Genomic DNA, 25820 nt, shown 5'->3' with positions numbered 1-25820 from the left:
TCGGTTGCTTTTTCGACACCCCCAAGCTCCTGCAGCGCCGGCATGATCCGTTAAAATCAACCGGCGCGCTTGAGACATCTTGAAACTTCAGATTCCAAGAGCGGTCTCATTATTTTACTTTCTTAATACCGAAATACGGATGAGCATCCTGCGGATTATTGTACCAGCCATCCCACTTTGTCGTATCGATAAGACTCTGGCTGACATACGAATAGATCGGCAACATCCCCTGATCTTCAGTCAAAAGCACTGCTTCCGCATCATGCAGAACTTGGAAACGTTCCGGTCCACCTTTCATTGTAGCGGCTTTGCGCACCAATTCATCGAATTTGGGATTACTGTATTCCCCATCGTTAATGCCATGACCGGTTTGGAATATCTCCAAGAAGTTGTTCGGATCCTGATAGTCACCAATCCATCCTGCGCGGGAAATCTCAAAGTCATGCTGATGGCGCATATCAAGGAATGTCTTCCATTCGTAGTTCTGAATCTTAATGTCGATACCGAGGTTCCGCTTCCATGATTCTTGGATATATTCGGCAATAAGTTTGTGACTTTCAAGCGTGTTATAAATAACCGTTAGAACAGGAAAGCCTTTTCCGTCAGGATAACCTGCTTCTGCAAGCAACCGCTTAGCTTGTTCGGGGTCGAATCCCGCACTTGCTGCGGGCGTATAACCTGCCATCGGAGGCACCATCGAAAGGGTTGCAATCTGCCCTCCTTTGGTAACTTTATTCACGATCTCTTCACGGTCAAATGCCATCGACAGAGCTTTACGCACGCGGGCATCCTGCAGTGGGCCTTTTTTTACGTTAAGAATGTAATAATAAGTACCGAGTTGAGGCGCAACTTGATAATCAGGATGCTGCTTTACCTCATCCATGCGGGGAACAGGCACGCCGTAAGACCAATCTATTTCTCCGGCCTTGTATTTTTCAAACGCCGTATTACTGTCTTCGATCGGTAAGAATGTTATGCGAGAAAGATGGACGTTCTCTTTATTCCAATACTTTTCGTTCGGCATGACAGTAACTTTCTCCTGCGGTACCCACGATTCAAGCACGAAGGGGCCGTTTCCGACAAAGTTACCGGGCTTAATCCAATCGGTACCGAATTTTTCAATTACATGAAGCGGTACGGCATTAAAGGCATAGTGCGCAATAACATCGATCGCATAGGGTGCAGGACCGGTCAGCTGTACTTCAAATGTCATATCGTCCACAGCTCTGATACCGACAGCCGATGCATCAGCCTTACCGGTATTGAAGTCTCCCGCTCCCTTTACGATTAAGGTAATCATATTAGCATACTGAGACCCTGTTTCGGGAGCAAGAGTCCGTAGCCATGAATCAACAAAAGTCTGTGCAGTAATCGGTGTACCATCACTCCATTCCGCTTTGCGCAGGTGGAAGGTATAGGTCATACCGTCTTCGCTGATATCCCACGATTCGGCGACGCCCGGTATCGCGTTTGCGGTTTTGGGATCGTACGTTACCAAACCTTCAAACAATGCCAGATTAATGCGGTGTTCGGTCGTCCCTTGAATCTTTGCGGGATCCAAACTCTGCGGTTCGGCACCGTTACCGATAATAAATTCGGCACCGGACGAACCGGCTGCTGAAGTTTTTTCACCGCTCTGCCCGCCGCAGCTTGCTAAAATCAGCGCGACGCTTACCAAAGCAGTTAATAAGCATACCATTTTACGCTTCATACTCTACTTCTCCTTTTAAGTTATAGTGAGTGATATTATTTAATTATACATAATCTTGTCGTTATATCAAGTATATTTATACAATAAATCCGGGAAAACCGTATATTTTTACATTTTCTGCCAAGACAAACGCATCAGACACTTTTTTGAGTATCCCGCAGAATAATGAGGCTATTCAACCAGAATAACGCCAAGGAATTGCCATATAGACTAGCATTATCAAAGAAGATTCTGTATACTACCCCGATGGATGGGACAAATTCATTACGTCAGATTCAAAAGTCATTCAAAAAGGCTCTCTATTCCCCTAAAGTACCGTTGAGCAGTATTCGGGAAGAATACGACTCCTTTTTTTATACGCCGTATCTGCCGAATAATACGGATATAACACGCGAGACAATCGGTTCGGTGCCGGTAGAGATATTAAAGCCGGAGGTAGCGGCGGCAAACCGTGTCATTCTTTATGCGCACGGAGGTGCTTTTGTTAACGGTTCGTGTAAGGCTTCGAGGAACTTTTGCGCTTCGTTTGCTCATGAATGCGCGTGCACATTGTTTTTGCCGGAGTACCGCCGTGCGCCGGAATATCCTTTTCCTGCCGGCTTGGAAGATATCTTTATTACATATAGAGGCATGCTGAAAAAATATGCTTTTTCTCCGGAATCGGTCGTTATTGCAGGGGACGAGGCGGGAGCAAATTTGGCAGCCGCACTTGTTCACTATTTAAAACAGAAAAAGCTGCCGCAGCCTGCCGCACTCGTACTCATTTCGCCGTGGCTGGATGTTTCATGCTCAAACGAAGAAATACATACGTTACAGAAAACCGATAAATTCTTGCTAAAGGAATCGTTTCAAGCGGCAGCCGGACGCTATACGACACCTGATAATTTGCAGAACCCGCTGGTATCCCCGCTGTACGGTTCCTTCGCCGATTTTCCGCCGGTTTTTATTCAGTGCGGCGGTAAAGAGCTCTTTTTAGCGGATGCGAAAGCGCTCGTACAGAAGATTGAAGCGGCCGGTGGACAGGTGCAGTTAGATATATGGCCTGAGATGTGGCATTTCTTTCAGGCAATGGACGCACAGGCAAAAGAAGCTCACTTAGCGGTAGAAAAACTGGGGCAATGGGTGCAGTCTCTTTTTATTGAGGAAGAATAATGATGGAATTGGTAGCCCCTGCCGGAAATCTGGAAAAACTACACTACGCATGGGAATACGGAGCGGATTCCGCCTATATCGGTCTCAAAAACTTTTCGTTACGAGTAAAAGCAGATAATTTTTTTACCGACGAATACAAAACTATCAGCGCACTGAAAGAGCATTATGCAAAACAGGGAAAATCAAAGAAACTGCTCTGCGCACTGAACATTTCTTTCCATAATGAAGACATTAAGGCCTTTTTGGCGGAAGCCGATTATTTTAAGCTTTATCCCATTGACGCCTTTATTATTCAGGATATCGGAATGGTTTCCGTACTGCGCAAACATTTCCCCGATACGCCGCTCCACCTCAGCACACAGGCAAACTGTATCAACTATGAAGCGGTGCGGGTATACCGCGACTTGGGATTTAAACGCGTGGTGCTCGGTAGAGAGGCCTCGCTTGCCGATATTGCCGAAATAAAAGCGCATGTACCGGAGATGGAGCTTGAATGCTTTGTGCACGGCGCGATGTGCATTGCGTATTCGGGGCGGTGCCTTATCAGCGCATACCTTACCGGCCGCAGCGCAAATGCCGGCGCCTGCACCCACTCCTGCCGCTGGGACTATTCGCTTGCCGTTGAAGAGAAAGAACGCCCTGGGGAATACTTTCCCGTAGAAGAGGGCGACGGCTATACGGCGCTTTTTTCATCTAAAGACCTTTGCATGATAGACTACCTTGCCGATCTGAAAAAGGCGGGGGCCGATGCGCTTAAAATAGAAGGAAGAATGAAAAGCCTCTATTATACTGCGCTCGTTACCCGCGCCTACCGGAAGCGGATTGATGCTTTATTCGGCAAAATCTCTCCTGCGGAAGCGGAGCCCTTCGTAAAAGAGCTGTACAATACGGCGCACCGTGCGTTCGGTACCGGCTTTTATTTTTCAAAGGATGATGCAAATAAAACAACCCGCGGGGAATCAAAGTCGCCGTATAGTATGGCCGGTACCATCCGGAAAGAGCTCGGCAACAATCGCTACGAATTCATATCGATGAATAAGATTACCGCAGATATGCCGCTTGAGTACATCGGCCCCGACATCTGCGCAATCGAAGACCGCAATTACACCCTGCTCGACCCCGAAACCGGCGCCGCCCGCGACTGGGTATGCCACGGACATCCCTGCATTATCGAAACGAACGCCCCGCTGCGCAGCGGCTTTATTGTGCGTACGAAAACTACAGAGAAATAGTTTTACCTACAAAATCCGAAACAGGAGAAACACTCGCTTCCAACATGACAGAAACGGCAGAATAGTCCATTTTATTCGTGAGATATTGTTAGAAGTGATTGACATTTTTCATAATTCTTGTTAGTATAGGCAAACATCAGGAGGTTTAGATGTTATCTAAAAAACATATCGTATACGGAGCGGCGGTATTGCTGCTTGCCGTATTTTTTACCGGATGTAAATCGACATCTGCAGCTGCAAAGCTCGAAGCGGGAAATGAACTTTCTGCGTGGAAGGGCGAATGGCAATCCTTTAGCGCGATTTCCGGAGCAACTCAGCTAAATGACGCATATAGAATGCAAGCAGAAAAGATGCCGTACTATACCGAAGACGGATTAAAAGCAGCGGTTTCCAGTATGTTTGCTACACCGATCGTAAAAGTCAAGTTTGACGGTTCCAACACCGTACTGTTTACCGTAATGGACAAAGACGGCAACGAAAAACAAATCCCGTGCGAATACCGTTATACCGGAATGAAACCCATGCAAGGGTTTGAAGGCCATTCATGGTATGCATTTGAAGCGATCAAACCGGTGCAAGGTTTAGCGGAAGCGCAATATTTTATTATCGTACCTCCGCATCGAGATTCCGAAGACAGCTTATTGCACTGGCATGCACGGTTCGGCAGCAGAGACATTAAGTCACTGGTAGAAAGCGATCCGCTCTGGTGGCCAACCTACGCCGATACGGCAGTCTCGCATGAAAACCTGTTAAAAGAAATGACCGATACGATTAAGGAAGTTGCGGAGATGTTACCGAAAGCGCCTCTTATGCCGTATACGGGTAAATGGGTCAACACTGCGCTGATCTACGACGATCCTCGTCCTGCCGTTCAGGAAGCGTATGCAAAGCTCATTAAAGAATTTTCCGGCAAAAAAGACGGCAGCGACTTTACCAAAGAAGAAATCATTATGATGGCAAAGAAAAACTACGGTACCGCTTCCGACTTTACGCACCTTGAATTCGTTACCGGAAACGATAAGAACGAAATGGTTGTATGGAAGGGTATGACCGAAGTTTCGAGAGTTGCTTACAGTCGCGACGGCGCTAATAAACTGCGCGCTACGGCAAATGCATTTGTTGCTTCCGACCGGCAAAAAGCGGGAAAATTCGCCTTTTTGTCTATGACAACGCCGCACGGCAGTCCCGCGCACATGCATGTATGGTACGGTATGAAGCCGAGCGGAATCGAAAAGACGGACGGTAAAAAGCCGACCTGTATTCCGGCAGACAGCTCTGAAGAGCTTGTTGCAAAGCGCGTACTCGATACATGCCGTAAGCTTTTAAAAGAAGCGACAAAATAACCTGATGAAGAGTAGGAATTTATTTCTCCCAAAATAAGTTTTTGAGCGGTCTTATATGTCCCCATAAGGCCGCTCTTTTTTTATTCGGCAGTCTTTGTGCTTTCCCGTTGCGTTAATCCGCGCTGCGCGGCAAGCATTTCGAAGGCGGCAATGCGAGCTTTTTCCAATAGCGCAAAGTCGCGGATGGGATCGGCAAGTTCAAAACCGCAATAGCCGGACTGTTCAATGCCACCGATGTCTCCCGGCCCCCGCAGCTTCAAATCTTCTTCCGCAATAACAAACCCATCCGTGGTGCTTGCCATCACCTTGAGCCGCGCCATACCGGTTTCGGTAATATTCTTCCCATAGAGCAAAAAACAATAGGATTGATCGCTGCCCCGTCCGATTCTGCCCCGCAGCTGATGCAGCGCCGAAAGGCCGAAGCGGTCGGCGTGTTCGATGACCATACAGGTCGCGTTCGGCACATCAACACCGACTTCAATAACGCTGGTAGCCACAAGGATGTGAATAGCTCCTGCTCGGAACTCCTGCATAATAGCCCGCGCTTCGTCCTCCGGCACCTTGGAATGCAGGAGCGCAAGCCGGTGATGGGGAAAATCCCGAGTCAGCTCTGCGAACATATCTTCCGCCGATTTTAGGCTGAGCGTATCCGAATCTTCAATAATCGGGTACACAAAATAGGCTTGCTTTCCGGCAAGGATATCCTGCCCGATAAAATAATACACTTTTTCGGCCTTGCTCTCGGGAGCAACGTATGTAATCACCGGCTTGCGCCCGGGAGGCATCGTTTTGATGACGGAAATATCGAGGTCGCCGAACATCGACAGCGCAAGCGTCCGCGGAATGGGCGTCGCGCTCATCATTAAAAAATGCGGAGCCTTTTTTCCGCTGTCGATGCCCTTTTGGATAATTGCAGAGCGCTGGAGTACACCGAAGCGGTGTTGCTCGTCAATAACGACCATACGCAGGTTTTTATACAGCGTCTGTGCGGAAAAAAGGGCGTGCGTACCGATGATGAGGTCGATATTACCGGAGGCAAGCTGCTGTAACAGCTGAGAGCGTCCCGCCGCTTTGAGGTTACCGGTTAAAAAAGCAAGCCGTACGCCGAGCGGTTCCAAAAGCTTTGCCGCGTTATCGGCATGCTGCCGTGCCAGCAGCTCAGTCGGCGCCATCAGCGCCGCCTGTCCGCCGCCCTCTATCACTTTTAAACAGGCTAAAAATGCAACGAGGGTTTTCCCCGAACCGACATCACCCTGAATAAGGCGGGCGGCGGGCGCCGTTCCGTCGAGGTCGGCGTTAATCTCTGCAGTAACGGCTTGCTGGTCTGCGGTAAGCGTAAACGGCAGACGCGAGAGCAGCTCCTTTTGCAGCGGGCTGTAAGTGTACTGTAACGGCTCCGCAGACGGTTGAGCCGTCGCCGATTGAACCGCACCTTCCGAAGCGCCAGCCTGCACCGCTGTTGCTTGCCCATCTTCTGCTGCTTGACTGTCTCCGTCCGCCGTCTGTGCAGGCAATACACTCCCCTGCCCTTTTGCCCCCGGCGTACGCGGCAACACACCGCGCCGCTCAAGTGCACGCATACCGACAGCCGCTTCATAGATGAAGAACTCTTCGAAGATGAGCGCAGTGCGGGCGTTTTCCGCCTCCTGCATGGAAGCGGGGCGGTGCATTGCAAACAGCACGGTTCTTTTATCGGGGTAGCCGTATTTGTTTAATACATCGGTAGGAAGCTCGGAATCGATTCCCCGCGCATACGAATTGAGCGCCTGCTCGATGAGCTTGCGCAGTTTTGTCTGTGTTAATCCCTGCGTCAGCGGATATACCGGCAAAACACGGCGCTCCGCCGTATCGTATTGTTCTATATCGAACGAACTCGATTGGATAGATCCGTATTTAACGGAAAAACTTCCGTAGACCAGCGCCTTTGTACCTTCCGGAAACGATTTCTCTAAAAAAGGCCGGTTAAAACACGCAAGCTCGCCGCGGGTTCCTTCCGAATCGCAGACAATCAACTTGAGCGTTTTCATACGCCCGTAGCCGAACCATTGCTGATCCATAACCGTTACCGGAACATTCAATTTATGAAATGTATTCCATTCGCTGAGCGTATTATACCTGCTGCGATCTTCCCATGCGCGCGGCCAGAGCCGTAGTAGATCACCGACCGTCGAGACTCCCAGCCGGTTCAGTTGTTCAACAGTTATTTTCCCCGCCCCATACAGATTTGACACGGGCGCTTGAATTTCTCCAATCAGCATGGGGGCAGTATACCACAAGAAAAAGCCTTACGGCGAGATGTTTCGTTATATAAGGGAGCAAATGCATCATAGTGTTTTTATCGGTGTCGATTCTTTATAGGGGTAAACGATATTCGACAATTGGTAGTATACCTTGATGAACGCCGCCGTGTACATTTGCTAACGGCGAGTTCTTGCAAAGCAAAATCTCGCTACTGCTTATACCCACGGACATCCCTGCCCGTTCAGCTTGGGCTAGTTTCCGATCGATTGGAAAGAGTACCTCCGGCATTCTTTATACTATTGTTGGGATCGGTACCGTTATCGTGTATCTTGCCTCTCAGCCAGCGAACAGTACCTTTCTTTTTTATATACAACGCGGTTCCGGCAACAGTTACATTTGTAGGTATTGGGTTCCCATGATTCAGTATTTCGGGGCTTTCGTTGTTGTCTTTGCCGGTTTCTCCGATAGTCAAGGGACCGCTCCCACAAAAAATACCCATGCCTTTACATTCACAGGGTTTCAACGCGTGCGGTATGCATTGATTGTTTTCTATTACCGTATGCCCTTTAATAATGGTAATAGAACTGCTTGTAGCGCTGCAAGCTAAACCGCAACCTTCGGCTTCTAAGCGCGGCGCCGAACCGGTTTTGGCACTCATATCGATTTTATTACCGGCGATTGTACAGCCGTCGATTACCGCCGTATAGAGGCACCACGGCAGACTGATACCGCCGCCTGACGAATCTGCAATGCCACCATCATCTTGAACGGTATTATTTTTGATTCTACAGTTTATCATCGTAAGGCGCTTGTTCCCTGTGCCATGGTCGTATCGTATTCCTCCGCCGGGCGCTTTACTGATACAGTCTTCCACCGTCACATTGATGAGCGTCAGATTTGCGTTTGCCGACGCCCAAATCCCGCCGCCGCCTGATCCCACTATATTGGCAGCTACAGCATCCTTGCCGCGCTTTAACGTAAGGTTTTGCAGTGTAACGTCAACAGCGCCCTTTACCGTGAATATCCGGTGCGAATTTGCAATGCTCGTACTCGATAGTAGCCCAAGATGATGCGCATCAAGGACGGCGGGCGAATTGCCGGGCGCCCCCTGAATGGTTAGATTTTTTGATATTTCGATTTGTCCACGGTTGCCAGGGGCGTTTGTCGCATTAATAGTGCCGCTTAAGGTTATCACGCCGCCGGCAGCAACATCCGTCACTGCCTTCCGTACCTTTTTCCATGCTTCGGAGGAACCGCTCGTGTCCACACTATATTCGAGCGTATGCGTCTCTTTTGCATCCGACATTAAGTTTTTTGTATCGGCGAGCCGTATGCGGTAGGTATGCGGTAACGCGGCAGCAGGATCATACGGCTGTATATTCGTTTTAAGGTACACGACCCACTGACCGGAGGGCACCGTGTAAGAAGAGTCTGAAAACAACTCAGTGACGTTTGTACGCGATAACAGTTCTCCACCTGAATGCGTTATGTCAAAACCCGTACCATTTACTCTTATCGGAATGGTCTTTTCCGTTTCGCCGTCTTTTGTAACGCGAAGCGCAACGATATCCCCATGCAGCTTGTCGCCGCTGTTTACGGGATCAAGTATGTTGGTACCGTCAATTTCACAGCACACGACATAACATGGGGTCGGATCCGTACTTTTCGCTATTGTTATCTTCGTAATCCCAGGCGGCAGGGTGTTGACCATTATATTTGTTTTGAAAGTTTGCGTGAACGGTCTTCCGTCATCGCTTTTCAGCGTAATGACCGGCCCGATATCGGCGGTACCCCATTCATACTTTTTTAAAAAGCTGCTTTTATACCTCAACTCCAAGGTATCGGGAGCACTTTGCCTGAGTGTATAATCCGTACGCGGCACCGGTTGAGACGGCAGACCGGGAAAACGGATAACGGCTGCCGCATCCAAGACAGTAGTCGGCGTGACAAATTTAAATTTTTTGGGATTCCGCACCGTCAGTATGACCGTTGCATCACGATCCGAAGGGAGACACGCAACGCCTACATCGTTTATATAGTGTTCCGAATCAATCTTAAAACCGGTAACGGCGGCTTCCGATGACCAATAACTTAAAAACTCCTCAATATCAGCAGCATACGGCTGACAACAGGCAAAGATAAGGCTGAAACTGATCACCGTTATAAAAGTAATAAACTTACGCATAGCGTTTCTCCTTAATACGCACTATGACAGAAGTTACAAGAAAAGACAATATCATAAGCAGGGGGCTACAGGGATGCCATCGTTCAGAAATGTCCGTCCTTGTACATTTCTGAACTTCGAGTTTTTCATAAACGAAAAACTCGATACTGTATAGAACCACGGACATCCCCGCCCAAGAATGTACGTCCTGTACATTCTTGGGCTACGAGTTTGCAAGCAAACTCGCTTCTGTATGGAACCACCGACGTCCTTGTCGGTTCTGAAAAGCCTTTCACCATTAGCTTTTTTGAAAATAGGTGGAGCAGATGCTAGAAGCGTACAAAAAACACCCGCAGGCGTACTTTTTGTACGTCGAGCATTTATTTTTGCGCAGCAACGTCGTAGATGCCTCGCCCACGAATGTACATCCGTGTACATTCGTGGGCTACGAGTTTGCAAGCAAACTCGCTACTGCTCAATTTCACGGACATCCCTGTCCGTTCTGAAAAGCCTTTCACCGTTAGCTTTTTTGCAAATAGACAGGATAGATACGAGGCGCGAGCACAAATTAACCGCAGGCGTATCTATGATACGTTGAGGATTAATTTGTGCGCAGCAACGAAGTAGATACCTGTCTATTTGCAAAAAGTAAAAAAGGTTTTGAAAATTTTATACTTATATAGTATAATACGCAATTGTACGGAGATTTAACTTCTGCTGCTTAAAGAGCACAGTTAAAGTTAAATACCGACTTATTTTGAGGAGGCAGATATCTATGAACTATGTTTCAAAAGTATCTCACAAAGTTGTATTGGCTGTGCTGGCGTGCAGCCTCTTGGTTCTTGCAGGCTGCGGCGGAAAAACCGCTGCTACTGCCAACAAGGATAAACCGCTCGTATTCTTTAACCGGCAGCCGTCTGATCCGACAACCGGTGAAATCGATATGACGACGATGAACTGGAACGACAAGACCTACTATGTCGGTTTTGACGCTGCAGGCGGCGGAGCCGTTCAGGGGGCATTGATTGTGGAGTTTCTTGCAAAGGCTGACGCTTCGATCGACCGCAACGGCGACGGCGTGTTAGGCTACGTACTGTGCATCGGCGACGTCGGACATAACGATTCCAAGGCGAGAACGGAAGGTATTAGACGGGCGCTCGGTACGTGGGCAGGTTCCACCGATCCGGGAGTAGTTCAGGAAGGTTCCATCACCATTGCAGGAATGACTTTAAAAGTCGTTGAGCTTGAAGGAAAGGCAATGACCGGAACCGATGGCTCTACATGGAACGCAAACGCCGCAACTGAAGCAATGGGCGGCTGGGCAACCAAATTTGCAGATCAGATCGACATGGTTGTTTCCAACAATGACGGTATGGCAATGGGCTGTTTACAGGCTTCAAACTATCCGGCAGGCGTTCCGATTTTCGGTTATGATGCAAACGCAGACGCGATCGAAGCAATCGGAAACGGCAAACTCTCGGGAACCGTTTCTCAGAACGTAGACGCACAGGCGACCGCAACATTGCAGGTATTACGCAACTTGCTCGACGGTTTAACCGGAGAGGACGTATACACCAAGGGTATCTCCGTTGCCGACAAATACGGCAATAAGATCACCGCACCCGTACAGTACTGGGCAGACGTAAAAGCCGTTATGGCGGAAAACTCAGGCGTAAATGCCGAAAACTGGCAGAACTACTCCGGCGGCAGCCGCGACATGGGCATCAAGCAGACACAGGCCGATAAGAAAAAGGTGTTGTTGACAATCTACAACTCTGCCGATAACTTCCTTTCTTCTTCGTATGTTCCGGCGCTCAAATACTATGCTCCGCTTTTGAACATCGACCTGACCATCGTACAGGGCGACGGACAAAACGAGTCCAGCTGCTTGGATCGCTTTACCAACCTGAACAACTTTGACGCATTCGCCGTCAATATGGTAAAGACCAACTCCGGCGCAGACTACACCGGCAAGCTGAAGTACTAATCATTTCCGATATATTTCAGTAATGGGATTTGGGCGTTCCGGTACTCATTTCCCGCTTTTATAGGGCGGAAAATGAGTACCGTCGGGCTATCCGCTTGTATCTTTTTGCCTTATCAATGAACGGCAAAAAGGATACCGCTTCTATCCCTAACGCTGTCCAAAAGTGTACATCCTTGTACACTTTTGGACGCGAGTTTTGGCCGTAGCCAAAACATCGCTACTGTTTGGAACCACCGCCATCCGTGGCGGTGTTGAGCAATGTACCTCCGTGTACATTGCTCAACGACGAGATGATATGTTTTTAATCACCGGTAAATCAAGGCGTAGAAGCGTTTTTTGATCAGCTTACTTGTTTTATAATGGGATACGACAGGTTGTTCATACCTCTTTTTTTGCTATAATAAAAACAGGGAATAAAACAATGGAAAAAGATTTTGACGAGCTCACTATAGCGGATGACTATATGTTCTATCGCGTAATGGAAGACACGGATATCTGTAAGACGCTGTTAAATAGAGTGTTACAGGGAAAGGTAGAAACAATCACCGATATAGAGCTGCAAAAGACGATTGACGATGCAGGACGAGCTAAAGGAGTCCGGTTTGACGTATGGGCCAAAGATTGCAGCGGACGTATTTATGACATAGAAATGCAAGCGCTCGATAAAAAAGATCTTGCAAAACGCATCCGATACTACCAAGCAGCGATTGATGTGAGCTTATTAGGAAAAAGTAAACCGTATGAAAGTCTTCCTGATACGTTTATTCTCTTTTTCTGCACCTTTGACTATCTCAAAAAAGCGCTACCGGTGTATACCTTTAAAACGGTGTGTAGTGAAGATAGTCTGATAAAATTGGATGATGGAATAACGAAGATCATTATAAACAGTCAAGCGGCGGCGTATGAGAAGAATGAGAAGTTGAAAGTATTTTTAGAGTACATGAACGGTAAGGTGAGCAGCGATGACGAGTTTATCCAAAAGTTAGAGCACCGAATAAAAGAAGTAAAAGCAAATGAAGAGTTGAGGAGGGAGTATATGTTAGTAAATACCATTGAACGAGATGCTCGGAATGACGGATGGAAAGCGGGTGTTGCGCATGGACTTGCTGAAGGTAAATCCCTTGGACTTGCTGAAGGTAAATCCCTCGGACTTGCTGAAGGTAAATCCCTCGGACTTGCTGAAGGTAAATCCCTCGGACTTGCTGAAGGCGAAATACGCGGTTCCCGACAAGCAAAAGTCGAGACAGCAAAGAATCTTCTGCAATTCGGCTTATCCATTGAAAATATTGTCCAAGCGACTGGTCTTTCCAAAGCAGAGGTAGAAGCATTATAAAGTATCTCCGCTGTTTTTATGCCCTTGCAGTGAATAAAATAAACCGCGGAGGGCAGGTAAGCTTGGCCGTAGCCAAAACATCGCCACTCTGACAGGATGTCAGTGGTTCCATAATGAACACGGACGTTCATGTCTGAATGATGGTATCTGGATGCCGTTACTGACAGAAATTATCAAATAATAAGATTAGTAAGCATAAAGAAGAAAAAAGTTGTTGAATGTACTGCACTGGGGGCTTTGCGCTCCGAAACCGAAAAAAACCATGTAAGGAATAGCTATGGAAGACACGGTACTTGAAATTAAAAATCTTTCAAAGTCTTTTGCTAAAAACAAGGTATTGGAAAATATCAGTTTGACGGTGAAACGAGGGGCGGTTGTCGGACTGATGGGAGAAAACGGCGCCGGAAAATCGACGATGATGAAGTGTCTGTTCGGGATTTATGCGAAGGACGAAGGACGCTTTTTCCTTGAGAATAACTTGATCGATTTTAAGTCTCCCAAGGATGCGCTGGAAAACGGTGTGGCGATGGTACATCAAGAGCTGAACCAATGCCTTGACCGTACTGTGATGGATAATCTCTTTTTAGGAAGGTATCCTGTCCGGTTCGGCGCGGTGAATGAAGTGAAGATGCAAAAGGATGCGGATGCGCTGTTTGCGTCTCTTAAAATGAATGTGAATGCACGTACGATTATGCGCACAATGTCCGTTTCGCAGCGGCAGATGGTAGAGATTGCGAAGGCTGTTTCGTATAATGCGAAGGTTATCGTGCTGGATGAGCCGACGTCTTCTTTGACGGAACCGGAAGTTATTAAACTGTTTTCTATTGTACGGTCGTTAAGCAAGAAGGGCGTATCGTTTGTATATATCTCTCATAAAATGGATGAGATTTTTCAGATATGCAGCGAGGTGGCGGTGCTGCGCGACGGACGGCTGACGCTGGCAAAGAATATCAATGACACGAATATGAATGAATTGATTTCGGCGATGGTCGGGCGTTCGTTGGAAAAGCGCTTTCCCGATGTGGATAATGAGGTTGGGGAGGATTATTTTGAAGTGCGGAATATCACAACCCGCTATGAACCTCAGCTAAAGGATATTTCTTTTACGGTAAAAAAGGGAGAAATTTTCGGGTTGTATGGGCTCGTTGGTGCGGGACGGAGCGAGCTTTTGGAAAGTATCTTTGGCCTAAGAACCGTTGCATCAGGCGAGATGCTTTTGGCCGGGAAAAAGCTCCATTTTTCCAATTCCAAGGATGCAATGGACTATAACTTTGCGCTGGTAACCGAGGAGCGGAAGTTCAACGGGATGTTTGCCAAAGCGTCCATTAAATTTAATACCGTTATTGCGAACATTGAAACCTATAAAACATTCGGTGTGCTGTCAAACCGCAAAATACAGGAGGCCGCCGACCGTGAAATAAAGACGATGCACACAAAGTGTGTTTCTGCGGATGAGCTGATTAGCGCGTTGAGCGGGGGGAATCAGCAGAAGGTGATTATCGGTAAATGGCTTGAACGCCAGCCCGATATTCTGTTGCTTGATGAACCGACCCGCGGTATCGACGTCGGAGCTAAGTACGAAATTTATCAGCTTATTATCAATATGGCGAAAGCGGGAAAGACAATTATCGTTGTTTCGAGTGAGATGCCGGAAATCTTAGGCATTACGAACCGCATTGCCGTTATGTCGAACTACCGCCTTGCCGGTATTGTCGATACCGCTACCACCGATCAGGAAGCGCTGCTGCGGCTTTCCGCTCGGTACTTATAATTGGACAGCTGAACATCATTAAATATAATTGAACACGGAAATTTACCGGAGGATAGGATGAAAGATACGCCCGAAAATAGCACACAGTACACGTTCACGCAGGAGCAAATTGCGCAGGCGGATACGGCAAAGCTCTTGGAGGAAGATGCCGTTCTTGCCGAGTATACGGATCGGCTCGACGCATTGCGCAAAAACGGAGTGAACAAGGTTTCCGCATTGACGCAGGAAATTGCCGCCGTACGAAAAAATAAATTGATAAGCGCCGAAGAAAAAAGCACCCGGATTGCAGCCTATCGTAAAGAGATTGAAGATGCTAAGACCGTTGCGGCGCGGCATAAAGATGAAGAAAAAGAGCTGACGCATAAAGCGATACAGCGGGTGAATGCGCTTTCCGATGCCTTTGAGCAGGAAGTAAAAAAGAATGAAAATGCAAAGGCGGCGCGGTATAAGCAGGAATACGCGGAGAAGGTGCAAAGCATTACGGAGGCGGCGGAGAAAAAGAAGAAGGAGATTACCGCCGCTTTTGCGGGCAAAACCTCCGAGGAAGAACGGCGGGAAGCGCAGCAGGAACTGACCGCTGCACACAATGCGTTTAAGTCCGCGCTTTTTGATGCGAAAAATCAGTATGAGGCAGCGCTCGGAAAATGTAAAACGGCAAAACATCAGGTGTATGTCGATCGGGTACAGAAAAATATCCATTTGCGCAACAGTAAAACCAATTTTGCCGAGGATTTTAAACTCGGCTTAAAGGATTACGCCTATAAGTTTACCCCCGCGCAGTTCTTTTTGGCAAACGGATTGTATATTGCGATTGCGATCTTCTTTGTGGTGTGTATTATCGTGGCTCCGCTGTCGGGAAGCGGAAATCTCTTGACAATTTCCAATATTCTAACGATTTTGGAGCAATCTTCGGTGCGTATGTTCTACGCGCTGGGCGTTGCGGGACTTATCTTGCTTGCCGGTACAGACTTGAGCGTCGGGCGTATGGTCGCGATGGGTGCCGTCGTTACCGGTTTAATCTTACATCCGGGAACGAACATCGTAACATTCTTCGGTATGGGACCGTGGGATTTTACCGCACTGGCGATGCCGATACGGGTAGTACTTTCGCTCGGAATTTCCATCATCCTCTGTGTGATATTCAGCGCTTTTGCGGGCTTCTTTTCGGCGTGGCTGAAAATTCACCCCTTTATTTCGACGCTCGCGACCCAGCTGATTATCTACGGTCTTTTGTTCTTCGGGACGAGCGGTACGCCGGTCGGTTCCATCGATGCCGGTATTAAGGACTTTTTCGGCGGCCGGTGGGAGCTTGGTGTTGTGGGCGGCGAATTGGTAACCTTCCCCAAGCTGATTATCCCTGCGGTTATCGCCATCGCGATTGCGTGGTTTATCTGGAATAAGACCGTACTCGGCAAGAATATGTACGCGGTAGGCGGCAATGCCGAAGCCGCAAGCGTGAGCGGTATAAGCGTATTCAAGGTAACGATGAGCGTGTTTATTATGGCAGGGATTTTCTACGGCTTCGGCGCCTTCTTCGAAGCGTTTAAGGCGAATGCGAGTGCGGGTACCGGACAGGGGTATGAGCTGGACGCAATCGCAGCCTGCGTAGTCGGCGGTATTTCGTTTAACGGCGGTATCGGCAAGCTGGAAGGCGCGGTGCTCGGCGTTATTATCTTTACCGGTTTGACGTACTGCTTAACCTTCCTCGGCATTGACACCAACTTACAGTTCGTGTTTAAAGGCTTTATCATCATCGCCGCCGTCGCCCTCGACAGCGTGAAATATTTGAAGAAGAAGTAAAACACAGGGAAATCGTACCAGACGCTTATATTGATATTCCCGCAGAATAATGAGGCTGTTCAACCAGAGTAACGTCAAGGAATTGACATCCGTGTCAATTCCTTGACCGCCGGTTTTTTCCAAAAACCGGTTTCTGCTACCACCCCTGCCATCCTTGGCAGTTCTAACTGCGGTTCAAATGGTCTCACAGCCTCATTATTCTGCGTTCTTGCTTTATTTGTCTGGTACGATTTCCCTTTTTTTGAAATAAAAGTGCACGAAATTTTCCTAAAATTTCGTGCGAAAGGAAAACAAACGTATCAGCACCGCCACGGATGGCGGTGGTTCCACGTAGCAGCGATGTTTTTGCACAGCAAAAACTCGCCTTCAACTGTTGTATACGGATGTACAACAGTTGAAGATGGTTCAAATGCTTGCCCAATCTCCTGATTTTGCGATTTATATTTACTCGTCTGATACGTAATCGCATATTTTCAAAAGGTTGCAGTTTATAAAAAAATCGCATATACTTTTATTGTATGCTGCATCTACAAGGGCATATAATTTGGAGGAACAGGTATGGCAACAGTTAAAGCGATGGATCTTTTTGAAGCGTATGCAAAACAGAAACTGCCGATGGATCAAGGATATATTGTTTCATCGTTCTTTAAAGAAGATTCTGCGTACAGTATTTACGAGATCGTTTCCTATGCGACCCTAAAGGATATTTACCTAACCAGCAACGGATTAACTTTCCAAACAAACGGGAAAAAGCTTTTCCTGTTTGTTGAGCCCGAAAACTATCCGCATAAATCTATGGAACCCTATTGCCGTGAACGTGACTTTCAGGTACCGCTGCGATTTAAAGATTCAAATATCATCACTGCAAAGAATCAATCAAAGATTATTTTCAGCAAGGATCCGCAAGAAGCACTGTCTGCATTTACTATCGTAAAACCTACGGGTATAAACTTTGCTTTCCTGTTTTACCCACTCCCGGATGTATTTAAATCCATCGAACTGTTCTTTGAACAGACATTGAACAAGGAAGCCGGAATCCCGGTTCGCGATGCAAAAAATGCTGCAAAAGAATTCGCATTGTTAAGTTCAAAAGTATTAACATGGCCGAATCTTGAAGAGCAAAATGCCGGTAAATAATTGGATGTAAATCCAAACGGCTGCGTTATTGAAACGCATCTTAAACCGCTCTGAGCACGCTATTCGCCATTTGAATAGACCGGAGCGGTTTTTATTTTTCTCCAAGGAGTTGTTTTAATTCCTGTATCTCTGCAACCAGTTTTGAACGTGGAATATTTTGATATTGCTTGGGTAACATCTCTTTACTGGTACATTCGAGTACGGCAACTAAATTCTGTAGTTCAATATCATAGGGATACGAAGGCGGAATAAAATCATCGATTGTCTGTTCGATATCTTCCGTTATCAGCATCATGCGATTGTCAGCACTTGCATTCATTTTCGACCGAACCAAAATGGCTTCAATGTCCGCACCGGATACGGGAAATTTCAGTTTTTTGTTGATAATATTAGAAAAAGAAATATCTTTTGTTTTAATTTTCAGCTTCCGTTGCAGCGTTTCAAAAATCTCAACTTTTTCTGCCAGCGTTTCGGGGTAAAAAAGTGCCAAGTGCTCCTCTGCTCTCCCCTGCCGTTTTAAGTCTATCGGCAACAAATCGGGACGGCTGGTAATCAAAAACCAGATAATTTTTCCGCGGTAATCGGTGTTGCCCATAAAATTTGCAATTTGCGCAAATACGCGGGAAGAACCTGCCCCATCCTGCATTTTACGGTTTCCTAAAACGGCGTCCGCTTCATCGATCATCACGGCAACAGGCGCCATCGCCCGCAAGATGTTCAACACTTTTTCCAAGTTCGATTCTGTTGTTCCCTGCCATTGCGTATGAAAATTTTTAAGCCGCACCATCGGGATACCGATCTCTCCGGCAAATGCTGAAACAAGGAAGGATTTCCCCGTACCGATCGGCCCGGAAATTAAATATCCCATCGGAAGTACATCGGTTCTTCCTTGTTTGAGCGCCTTCGCCATCGACTTAAAGCGCTTCTTTACAAATTCATGTCCCGCAATAAACGAGAGGTCATGCTCCGTTTCCAAAAATTCCAGCAAACCTCCCGCTTCGTTTTCGATAATCTCTTGCTTTTTTTTGCGAAGATATTCAAACGTGATCGGTACGTCTTCGTTATACGACTCTTTTGCCAGCTGATTAAGGTTCAATAAATTTAATCCCGACGTCAGTTTTCCTACCCGTTCAGCGTTGAGAAGCCGCTCCAACAACAATTCTTCCTTATTCTGCAAATACGTTAAAAAATGGATACGGATTGCTTCGGACGGGAGCGGGATAGCAACTTTTACTGTTGACGGAGAGGCAACAAGCCGGGAGTTAACGTCGGCAAGGTTCTCGGTCAGCATGACAACCGAAATATCTTCATTAGTAAATTGAGGATCATGCGACCATCGGTTCAGGGTAACCAAGCAGTAACGGTCAACCGCATCGAGGTTTCCGATTTCCTCCGCAGGGATAACCGTTTCCGCATAATCGATAATAAGCACCATTCTGCGGCCGCTGCCCATATTGAGCGTAAAATAGCGTTCAAGATACGCAAAGGCTTTGACGGGATCACGGGAATAAAAATCTTCGACGGGGACTTCGGGATACCGGCTGTGCATCGTCGCAATATAGGCTTGCTCCATCTCTTGCATACAAAAAGACACGCCGCTTGATTTATCGTAAAATACGATAATATCTTTATTGCCGAAAATAACTTCCGAAATATAATCCCATATCTTTACAAAAACAAAATGAGCACTTGCCCGATGGTTGTGCGGTAAAAAGTCACGGATATTGCCGTGCACAAAATAAAGGTTGACCGTTTCGGTACAATATTTGGTTGCGAGCTCCTGTGCCCACGGCGGTAAATCGTGGATAAGCTCGCTATTGTATTTTATCAGCTTTTTTCCCGAAGACAATTTCCCATCCCCCTCTTCTATAATACCATATACAAAAACCGGTAAAAATACAATAGAAAAGGGAGGTTATCCATATAGGAGTTCTTAGATGATTCTTATCACTTTAAATTGAAATAACAGAGAACCGACCAAAAGGCCAAGCGCAATACGGAGTAATAGAATAATGAGAATCGTCAATATGAGCCGAGTACGGTACTGTAGCGGTTTTTGCGGAAAAAAACCGGTAACTTTCGCAATAACGGGACTTAAAAATCTATCTAAATTATACCAAAACGGAGAACTGCTTGACGAACCGAAAAGATCGTACCCCAGCCGGATAATCAAAAAGATGATCAGCAAATTCAACATAAAGCCGATAAACGACCATACCAGTTCTATGATACTGACACAGAGCCCCCAAAGCGAAATGGTACCGGTCGTCAGAAGGGATGTGATAAGCTGCGCCGCAATGGACAAGATACCGAGCGACAAAACAGGAGAAAAATCAACCATACCAATGCGGGTAAATCTGAACCGTCTGAACCAATTCAAATAAGGATCACAAATGGATGACAACATCCGACCGAATGATGAATATGCCGCAGAGGGAACCCACGACAGCAAAATCTTAATAAAGCATAAAAAGAGATAGACATTGATAAGCTGCCTAACAGTTAATAATAACGAACGCACCATAGCAGGCTCCTCATATTAATCGGCAAATTTTACCGATCGCATTTCCGTATAACATACTGATTAAAATTCAAACCGTAAAGCCCTCGCGGCGAAGTAGCCCCGCCTTTCCAGCGCTTTTGCAAATAGCCTGTTGACCAGTGTACCTCCTTGTACACTGGTCAACGACGAGTTTTTCTCGCGAAAAACTCGCTACTGCTTATAACCACGGACATCCTTGTCCGTTCTGAAAAGCTTTTTGCCGTAAGCCTTTTGAAATAGACAGTACAGATACAAGGCGCGAACAAAAATAAAGCGCAGGCGTACTTGCTGTACGTCGAGCATTTATTTTTGTGCAGCAACGCAGTAGATGTGCTGTATATTTCAAAAGGTCACTCTTTCCAGACTTGGAGCACCCCCGCCTGCTTCCCCAGCTGTTCGATAAATTCATCGGAAGAGGATACTTTCAGCTGCGAGGAGCCTTTCACCTGATAGACGGTATCGTTATCGGTAATATGGATAAAAATATCGCAAGTGCCTTGCGCGCCGAAGAGAAAATCCTTGAGCGGCTGGAACTGTAAATCGGTTTCGATGAGCGGATCAAGCTCAAGGTGCACCTCTTTAATCGAACGCTCTTTTAGCTCGTCGATACTGACCATCGATTCAACGAGGAACGACGGCGTATCGCGCGAGCAGTCCACTTTCCCGATAAGGCCGCAGACGGTTTCAGGCAGCGCATTGGCGCGGTTTTCTTCCCACACCTTGGAAAAGAAGGTTAAATCGATGGTACCGGTACGGTCTTCAAAGGTGCCGAAGCCCATCCATTTGCCGTTTTTAGTCTGATAGGGACGGATGCCGGTAATCATCCCGACGATGGTATACAGTTTTTCTTTCTGCGCACGCCGGAAATTAATCAGCTCCAAGGTAGCGCTGCGGTCAATCGCCTTTTTGTACTCATCGAGGGGATGGCCGGAAATATAAAAGCCCATCAGCTCTTTTTCGATACGGAGCTTTTCCTTTTGCGGCAAATCGTTGACCTGCTTAAAGGTAAAATCGGAAAACTCTTTAATGCCGGTGTCCTCAAACAGGCTGGTTTGACCGACTGCCGACCCAGCCTTTTTCTGCGCGCTGAACGCCATTGCCGCTTCAAGATTATCCAGCAACTCGGAACGGTTCTGCCCGAGCTTATCGAAGCACCCCGTCTTGATGAGCACTTCCAAGTTCTTTTTATTCACGGTGTGTAAATCCAGCCGGTCGAGAAAATCGATAAACGACTTGTAGGGGCCGTGCGCAGTGCGTTCAGCGACAATATCGCGAGCAGCCTGCTCCCCTACCCCCTTAATACCGAGCAGCCCGAATACGATATCTCCTTCATAGACCGAAAAATATTCTTCCGAGGTATTGATGTCGGGCGCGTGGAGCGCAAGACCCATCTTATTCGCTTCGCTGATATACTCCGGCAGCTTGTCCGTCGAGGTAATCTCGTTGGTGAGGTTCGCCGCCATAAATTCCGCCGGGAAATTCGCCTTGAGATAGGCGGTTTGATACGCCAGTACCGAATAAGCGGCGGCGTGGCTCTTGTTAAACCCGTAACCGGCAAAGGGAATCAGGATTTCAAAAATACGGTCGGCGTCTTTTTCCTTAAAATTGTTCTTTACGGCGCCTTCGATAAACCGCGTTTTCTCCTTTTCCATAACCTCTTTTTTCTTTTTTCCCATTGCGCGCCGCAGCAAGTCCGCTTGACCGAGGCTGTAGCCGCCGATACGCTGCGCAACCTGCATAACCTGTTCCTGATAGACGATAACGCCATAGGTTTCCGACAATATATCTTCGAGGCAAGGGTCGGGATATTGAATTTTCGATGCATCGAATTTCGATTCGATAAACTGATCGATGTAGGCCATCGGCCCGGGACGGTAGAGGGCATTTAACGCGATGAGGTCTTCTATTTTATCCGGCTTTGCGCGTTTCAGAATATTCTGCATTCCCTGACTTTCAAACTGAAAGACCGCGGCGGACTTTCCTTCGCCGAGCATTTTAAACGTCGCGGCATCCTGCTCGTCGATCTGCGCAATGGAGAAGTTCGCGTACTCCCCTCCCCGCTTTTTGATGAGATCTTCCGTATGCTTAATCAGCGTCAGCGTCTTGAGCCCGAGGAAGTCCATCTTTACCAAACCGCAGTCTTCTATTAAATCCATCGTAAACTGAGAGGCGGTCTTGCCTGTCTTGGAATCCTTGTACAGCGGTACATAATCGGTCAGCTTCGTTTTACCGATAACGATACCCGCCGCATGGAGGCTCGTGTTCCGGTTGAGGTCTTCCAGTTTTTCTGCAATGGAAAAAAGCTCCGTGTACCGCGGGTCGGAGCGCATTTCGGCGAGTTCGGGGACATCCGCAAAGGCTTTTTCAAACGTGAGCTTGGGATCGGAGGGCATCATTTTAGTGATGGCATTTACCTCACCGAGCGGAATTTCCAACACCCGCCCGACATCCTTGATTGCGGCTTTCGGCTTCAATGTTCCAAACGTGATAATCTGACCGACGCTTTCATCACCGTATTTTCTGCGGACATAGTCGATAACCTCCTGCCGCCGTTCGAAACAAAAGTCAACGTCAAAGTCCGGCATGGAAATACGTTCGGGGTTTAAGAAGCGTTCAAACAGCAGCTTGTATTTGAGCGGGTCGATGTCGGTGATCCGCATCGCATAGGCGACAATAGAACCCGCCCCGGAACCACGCCCCGGCCCGACCGGAATGCCATGCTCCTTCGCCCAGTTGATAAAATCCCATACGATAAGAAAGTACCCGACAAAGTCCATCTTCATGATAATACCGAGTTCATAGTCGGCGCGCTGGGTCATCTCTTCGGTAACGGGATTGTACCGTTTTTTTAAGCCCTCGTGCACAAGGTGGGTGATGTACTCTTCTTTTGTTGCAAAATCTTCCGGTATCTGATACACGGGGAGAAGCGGCCCCGGCTGCGGAATGTCAAAATTACAGCGATCCGCGATGCGGCAGGTGTTGGACAACATTTCGGGATAACCGGGAAAGAGCTGTTCCATCTCCTCCGCCGATTTAAGATAGAATTGATCGGTTTCAAACTTCATGCGGTTGGTGTCGGAGCGATTCTTTTTTGTGCCGATACAGAGGAGGATATCCTGCGCAACCGCATCCTTTTGCTCCGCATAGTGAGCATCGTTCGTTACCACCATCGGCACGCCTATCTTGCGTGCCATCTCAATCAGCATCGGCGCAACCTTCTCCTCGTCGGCGATACCATGCTTTTGCAGCTCGATAAAGTAATTGTTGATGCCGAATATGCTGCGGTAACGCCTGACATGGGCCTCGGCCTCGGCCTTTTTACCCTGCAACAGCAGCGACGGCAATTCTCCCGCAAGACAGGCTGAAAGGCAAATAAGCCCCTCCGAATACTGTGTCAGCAGCTCCTCATCAATGCGCGGTTTATAGTACATACCCTCGGTGTAGCCTTTGGAACACAGCACCATCAAATTCCGGTAGCCGGTTTCGGTTTCGGCAAGCAGGATAAGGTGAAAGTATTTGCGGACACCGGTATTGGTATTCTCCGGCTTTGCGAAGCGGCTGCCGTTCGCAACATATACTTCGCAGCCGATAACCGGCTTTATCCCCTGCGCCTTACATTCACGGAAAAAGCGCAAGGCGGCAAACATATTGCCGTGGTCGGTCAATGCAAGGGCTGTTTGTCCGAGGTTCTTAGCGGTTGTTACCAGTTGTTTTATGGAAGAAGCGCCGTCCAACAGCGAATAGTCGGAGTGCACGTGTAAATGAACAAAATCTTGAGGCATACCGCAAACTATAGCAAAAACGGGGGCAAATGATAAGAGGTGCGGAAAGCGCACCTAATCATAATTCATAATTTTAGGTTACCCATCCCCGCCCTACTCTTCCGTCGGAGCGTATAACTCAAAATGACTGACGGCATTTTTGCCTGTAACAAAGGCCGGAATAGACACCATCACCGCATCTTCAAAAAGCGGAACGGTGATAGTACCGGTAACATCTTCTTGTCCGTTAAAGAAGCTGACTTTCACGCGATGGGTTTGCCCCCGCAGCATAATTTTATCGCGGTCGCCCTTAAACATCTCGATCGGCTTTTCTCCGTTAAACGAAATGGTACAGCCGTCAATTGCTTTATATGCGCCGTTCGGGTCGCTGTTGTTGTCTATCAGCACGGTATGAGAGCGGCCGAATAAAAACATAAGTGCCATAATAAGGAAATAAAAAACGACCAAGCCTATTTTTACCAGCCGCTGACCTTTTTTTGAACGTACTCGAATCATTATGCCCTCCCGCTTTCGGCCCGCAGCGCAGCCCGCTGTTTTTCCGCATTCTTTTGATTACGCGCTGCGTGCATAACAAGCGATAACGCAATCGCCGCATAGCCGGAAAACTGTCTGAAGTATTCGCCGATCATCGCAGAATCAAAGAGGTGCTGTCCTGCCATCGGCGTAACGATGTACAAAAAGTGCAGCAAGATAATGCCGATAAAGACGTTTCTAATACTTGCCTTATTCACCGAAGCGCCTCCGACAAGGATTGCCGCGGCGGCAAAGAAACCGGTTTGATCATGCGCGTTATAGGTGCTCATGTTTCCCATATTCTGCAAGAAGATAATCTGCCCGATACAGGCGAGTACCGTCGAAATAACAATCGAAATAATCCGTGTCCGCTCAACCGCAATACCGGAGGCGAGCGAAACCGCTTGATTTTGACCGATTGCCCGCATATCCTGTCCGAGCTTTGTCTTTCTAAACCACACGATAAAAAAACACAGCGCAATGATAATCAGATACGAAAGAATCGGAATTTTAAACCCTGCAATCGTCAGCGGAATGGCCGTATCGAGCATCTGCCGGACGGGCGCCAGCTCAAGCGTATTACGCACCCCGTAGCCGCGGGAAAGCATAATCGCCTTATTGTGCATCGGAATAACCGACCCGAGGATGTACAGCACAAAGAACTGATAAATTCCGTTAAAGAAAAAACCGAGGATGTAGCTCGTAACCATTTCCCGCCCGCGGGCGCGATTCAGCACCGAACCGGCAACAATCCCGAGCAGGATGGAAAGCGGCATACCGATACCGGCTGCAAACACCAGCCCGTAGATACCGCCGATGCTCCAGTCCATCGCAAAAATCAGACCGATCTGCCCTGCCATTGCACCGAGCACCATCCCGAAGTTAATCCCCATTCCGGCCATAATCGGCAGGATGAGTGCAAACACCAAAAAGGAGTTTCTGCCGATCCGCGTTAAAATTTCGGCGATAATATGGTGCGCCGACAACCCCGACACGGGAATGGCAAGAAACGAAATAACCAAAAATATGATGGATACCAAATTATCCAGAATAAAATCTACCGCGGAAAAATGTTCCCACTTTTTTTTAAGCATATTAGACGATACCATAAT

The 25820-nt window shown here is 47.6% G+C and carries 16 protein-coding genes; 8 read left to right on the top strand and 8 right to left on the bottom strand.

What is annotated here, in order from left to right; translation table 11 throughout:
• Nucleotides 1-109: 109 nt before the first annotated feature.
• Nucleotides 110-1711 (bottom strand): peptide ABC transporter substrate-binding protein, encoded by a 1602-nt coding sequence (locus E4N69_RS03685; protein ID WP_253824553.1) that lies wholly within the window; start codon nt 1709-1711, stop codon nt 110-112.
• Between the two features lie 246 nt (nt 1712-1957).
• Here E4N69_RS03685 and E4N69_RS03680 point away from each other — a divergent pair, with 246 nt between their 5' ends.
• From E4N69_RS03680 to E4N69_RS03670, 3 genes are all read left to right on the top strand, one after another.
• Nucleotides 1958-2863, top strand: a complete 906-nt coding sequence (locus E4N69_RS03680) for an alpha/beta hydrolase (protein ID WP_253824552.1) — start codon at nt 1958-1960, stop codon at nt 2861-2863.
• A 2-nt stretch (nt 2864-2865) separates the two neighbouring features.
• On the top strand, nt 2866-4095 hold the full coding sequence (locus E4N69_RS03675) for a peptidase U32 family protein (protein ID WP_253824879.1): 1230 nt from the start codon (nt 2866-2868) through the stop codon (nt 4093-4095).
• A gap of 149 nt (nt 4096-4244) precedes the next feature.
• Nucleotides 4245-5438, top strand: coding sequence for a ZinT/AdcA family metal-binding protein (locus E4N69_RS03670; protein ID WP_253824551.1), 1194 nt, complete (start codon nt 4245-4247; stop codon nt 5436-5438).
• An 80-nt stretch (nt 5439-5518) separates the two neighbouring features.
• Here E4N69_RS03670 and recG read toward each other — a convergent pair whose 3' ends face one another.
• Nucleotides 5519-7696 carry an ATP-dependent DNA helicase RecG gene (gene recG, locus E4N69_RS03665; RefSeq protein ID WP_253824550.1) on the bottom strand — a complete coding sequence of 726 codons (2178 nt, stop codon included), beginning with the start codon at nt 7694-7696 and terminating at the stop codon, nt 5519-5521.
• Between the two features lie 224 nt (nt 7697-7920).
• Nucleotides 7921-9864 carry a right-handed parallel beta-helix repeat-containing protein gene (locus tag E4N69_RS03660; protein ID WP_253824549.1) on the bottom strand — a complete coding sequence of 648 codons (1944 nt, stop codon included), beginning with the start codon at nt 9862-9864 and terminating at the stop codon, nt 7921-7923.
• A 754-nt stretch (nt 9865-10618) separates the two neighbouring features.
• On the opposite strand from E4N69_RS03660, the gene E4N69_RS03655 reads away from it, so the two are divergent.
• The 5 genes from E4N69_RS03655 (at nt 10619) to E4N69_RS03635 (ending at nt 17871) form a co-directional block, all read left to right on the top strand.
• On the top strand, nt 10619-11830 hold the full coding sequence (locus tag E4N69_RS03655) for a substrate-binding domain-containing protein (RefSeq protein ID WP_253824548.1): 1212 nt from the start codon (nt 10619-10621) through the stop codon (nt 11828-11830).
• A 421-nt stretch (nt 11831-12251) separates the two neighbouring features.
• Nucleotides 12252-13163, top strand: a complete 912-nt coding sequence (locus tag E4N69_RS03650) for an Rpn family recombination-promoting nuclease/putative transposase (protein WP_253824547.1) — start codon at nt 12252-12254, stop codon at nt 13161-13163.
• Between the two features lie 277 nt (nt 13164-13440).
• Nucleotides 13441-14934: a sugar ABC transporter ATP-binding protein gene (locus E4N69_RS03645; protein ID WP_253824546.1), complete on the top strand. Its 1494-nt coding sequence runs from the start codon at nt 13441-13443 to the stop codon at nt 14932-14934.
• 57 nt (nt 14935-14991) lie between these two features.
• Nucleotides 14992-16734 carry an ABC transporter permease subunit gene (locus tag E4N69_RS03640; RefSeq protein ID WP_162662737.1) on the top strand — a complete coding sequence of 581 codons (1743 nt, stop codon included), beginning with the start codon at nt 14992-14994 and terminating at the stop codon, nt 16732-16734.
• A gap of 558 nt (nt 16735-17292) precedes the next feature.
• On the top strand, nt 17293-17871 hold the full coding sequence (locus E4N69_RS03635) for a hypothetical protein (RefSeq protein ID WP_162662736.1): 579 nt from the start codon (nt 17293-17295) through the stop codon (nt 17869-17871).
• A 91-nt stretch (nt 17872-17962) separates the two neighbouring features.
• Here E4N69_RS03635 and E4N69_RS03630 read toward each other — a convergent pair whose 3' ends face one another.
• The 5 genes from E4N69_RS03630 to E4N69_RS03610 form a co-directional block, all read right to left on the bottom strand.
• Nucleotides 17963-19720 (bottom strand): ATP-binding protein, encoded by a 1758-nt coding sequence (locus tag E4N69_RS03630; protein ID WP_253824545.1) that lies wholly within the window; start codon nt 19718-19720, stop codon nt 17963-17965.
• Between the two features lie 84 nt (nt 19721-19804).
• A complete protein-coding gene (locus E4N69_RS03625) occupies nt 19805-20395 on the bottom strand; it encodes a YggT family protein (RefSeq protein ID WP_162662732.1) in 591 nt (196 codons plus the stop codon).
• Between the two features lie 368 nt (nt 20396-20763).
• Nucleotides 20764-24195, bottom strand: a complete 3432-nt coding sequence (gene dnaE, locus E4N69_RS03620) for a DNA polymerase III subunit alpha (protein WP_253824544.1) — start codon at nt 24193-24195, stop codon at nt 20764-20766.
• 93 nt (nt 24196-24288) lie between these two features.
• Entirely contained in the window at nt 24289-24690 is a 402-nt protein-coding gene (locus E4N69_RS03615; RefSeq protein WP_253824543.1) for a DUF6672 family protein, read from the bottom strand.
• Nucleotides 24690-25817, bottom strand: coding sequence for an ABC transporter permease subunit (locus E4N69_RS03610; RefSeq protein ID WP_253715204.1), 1128 nt, complete (start codon nt 25815-25817; stop codon nt 24690-24692). The genes E4N69_RS03615 and E4N69_RS03610 overlap by 1 nt, the downstream gene beginning before the upstream one ends.
• Nucleotides 25818-25820 lie beyond the last annotated feature (3 nt).

The sequence above is a fragment of the Treponema sp. OMZ 906 genome, assembly GCF_024181185.1.
Lineage (GTDB): Bacteria > Spirochaetota > Spirochaetia > Treponematales > Treponemataceae > Treponema.
This window is presented reverse-complemented; position numbering and strand designations above follow the sequence as displayed.

What these genes read in the sequence shown, in the direction of transcription:
- E4N69_RS03670 (WP_253824551.1), top strand. Translation starts at nt 4,245, where the DNA reads ATGTTATCTAAAAAACATATCGTATACGGAGCGGCGGTATTGCTGCTT.
- E4N69_RS03675 (WP_253824879.1), top strand. Translation starts at nt 2,866, where the DNA reads ATGGAATTGGTAGCCCCTGCCGGAAATCTGGAAAAACTACACTACGCA.
- E4N69_RS03685 (WP_253824553.1), bottom strand. Translation starts at nt 1,711, where the DNA reads ATGAAGCGTAAAATGGTATGCTTATTAACTGCTTTGGTAAGCGTCGCG.
- E4N69_RS03635 (WP_162662736.1), top strand. Translation starts at nt 17,293, where the DNA reads ATGGCAACAGTTAAAGCGATGGATCTTTTTGAAGCGTATGCAAAACAG.
- E4N69_RS03615 (WP_253824543.1), bottom strand. Translation starts at nt 24,690, where the DNA reads ATGATTCGAGTACGTTCAAAAAAAGGTCAGCGGCTGGTAAAAATAGGC.
- E4N69_RS03640 (WP_162662737.1), top strand. Translation starts at nt 14,992, where the DNA reads ATGAAAGATACGCCCGAAAATAGCACACAGTACACGTTCACGCAGGAG.
- E4N69_RS03655 (WP_253824548.1), top strand. Translation starts at nt 10,619, where the DNA reads ATGAACTATGTTTCAAAAGTATCTCACAAAGTTGTATTGGCTGTGCTG.
- E4N69_RS03660 (WP_253824549.1), bottom strand. Translation starts at nt 9,864, where the DNA reads ATGCGTAAGTTTATTACTTTTATAACGGTGATCAGTTTCAGCCTTATC.
- E4N69_RS03650 (WP_253824547.1), top strand. Translation starts at nt 12,252, where the DNA reads ATGGAAAAAGATTTTGACGAGCTCACTATAGCGGATGACTATATGTTC.
- E4N69_RS03680 (WP_253824552.1), top strand. Translation starts at nt 1,958, where the DNA reads ATGGATGGGACAAATTCATTACGTCAGATTCAAAAGTCATTCAAAAAG.
- E4N69_RS03645 (WP_253824546.1), top strand. Translation starts at nt 13,441, where the DNA reads ATGGAAGACACGGTACTTGAAATTAAAAATCTTTCAAAGTCTTTTGCT.
- dnaE (WP_253824544.1), bottom strand. Translation starts at nt 24,195, where the DNA reads ATGCCTCAAGATTTTGTTCATTTACACGTGCACTCCGACTATTCGCTG.
- recG (WP_253824550.1), bottom strand. Translation starts at nt 7,696, where the DNA reads ATGCTGATTGGAGAAATTCAAGCGCCCGTGTCAAATCTGTATGGGGCG.
- E4N69_RS03610 (WP_253715204.1), bottom strand. Translation starts at nt 25,817, where the DNA reads ATGGTATCGTCTAATATGCTTAAAAAAAAGTGGGAACATTTTTCCGCG.
- E4N69_RS03625 (WP_162662732.1), bottom strand. Translation starts at nt 20,395, where the DNA reads ATGGTGCGTTCGTTATTATTAACTGTTAGGCAGCTTATCAATGTCTAT.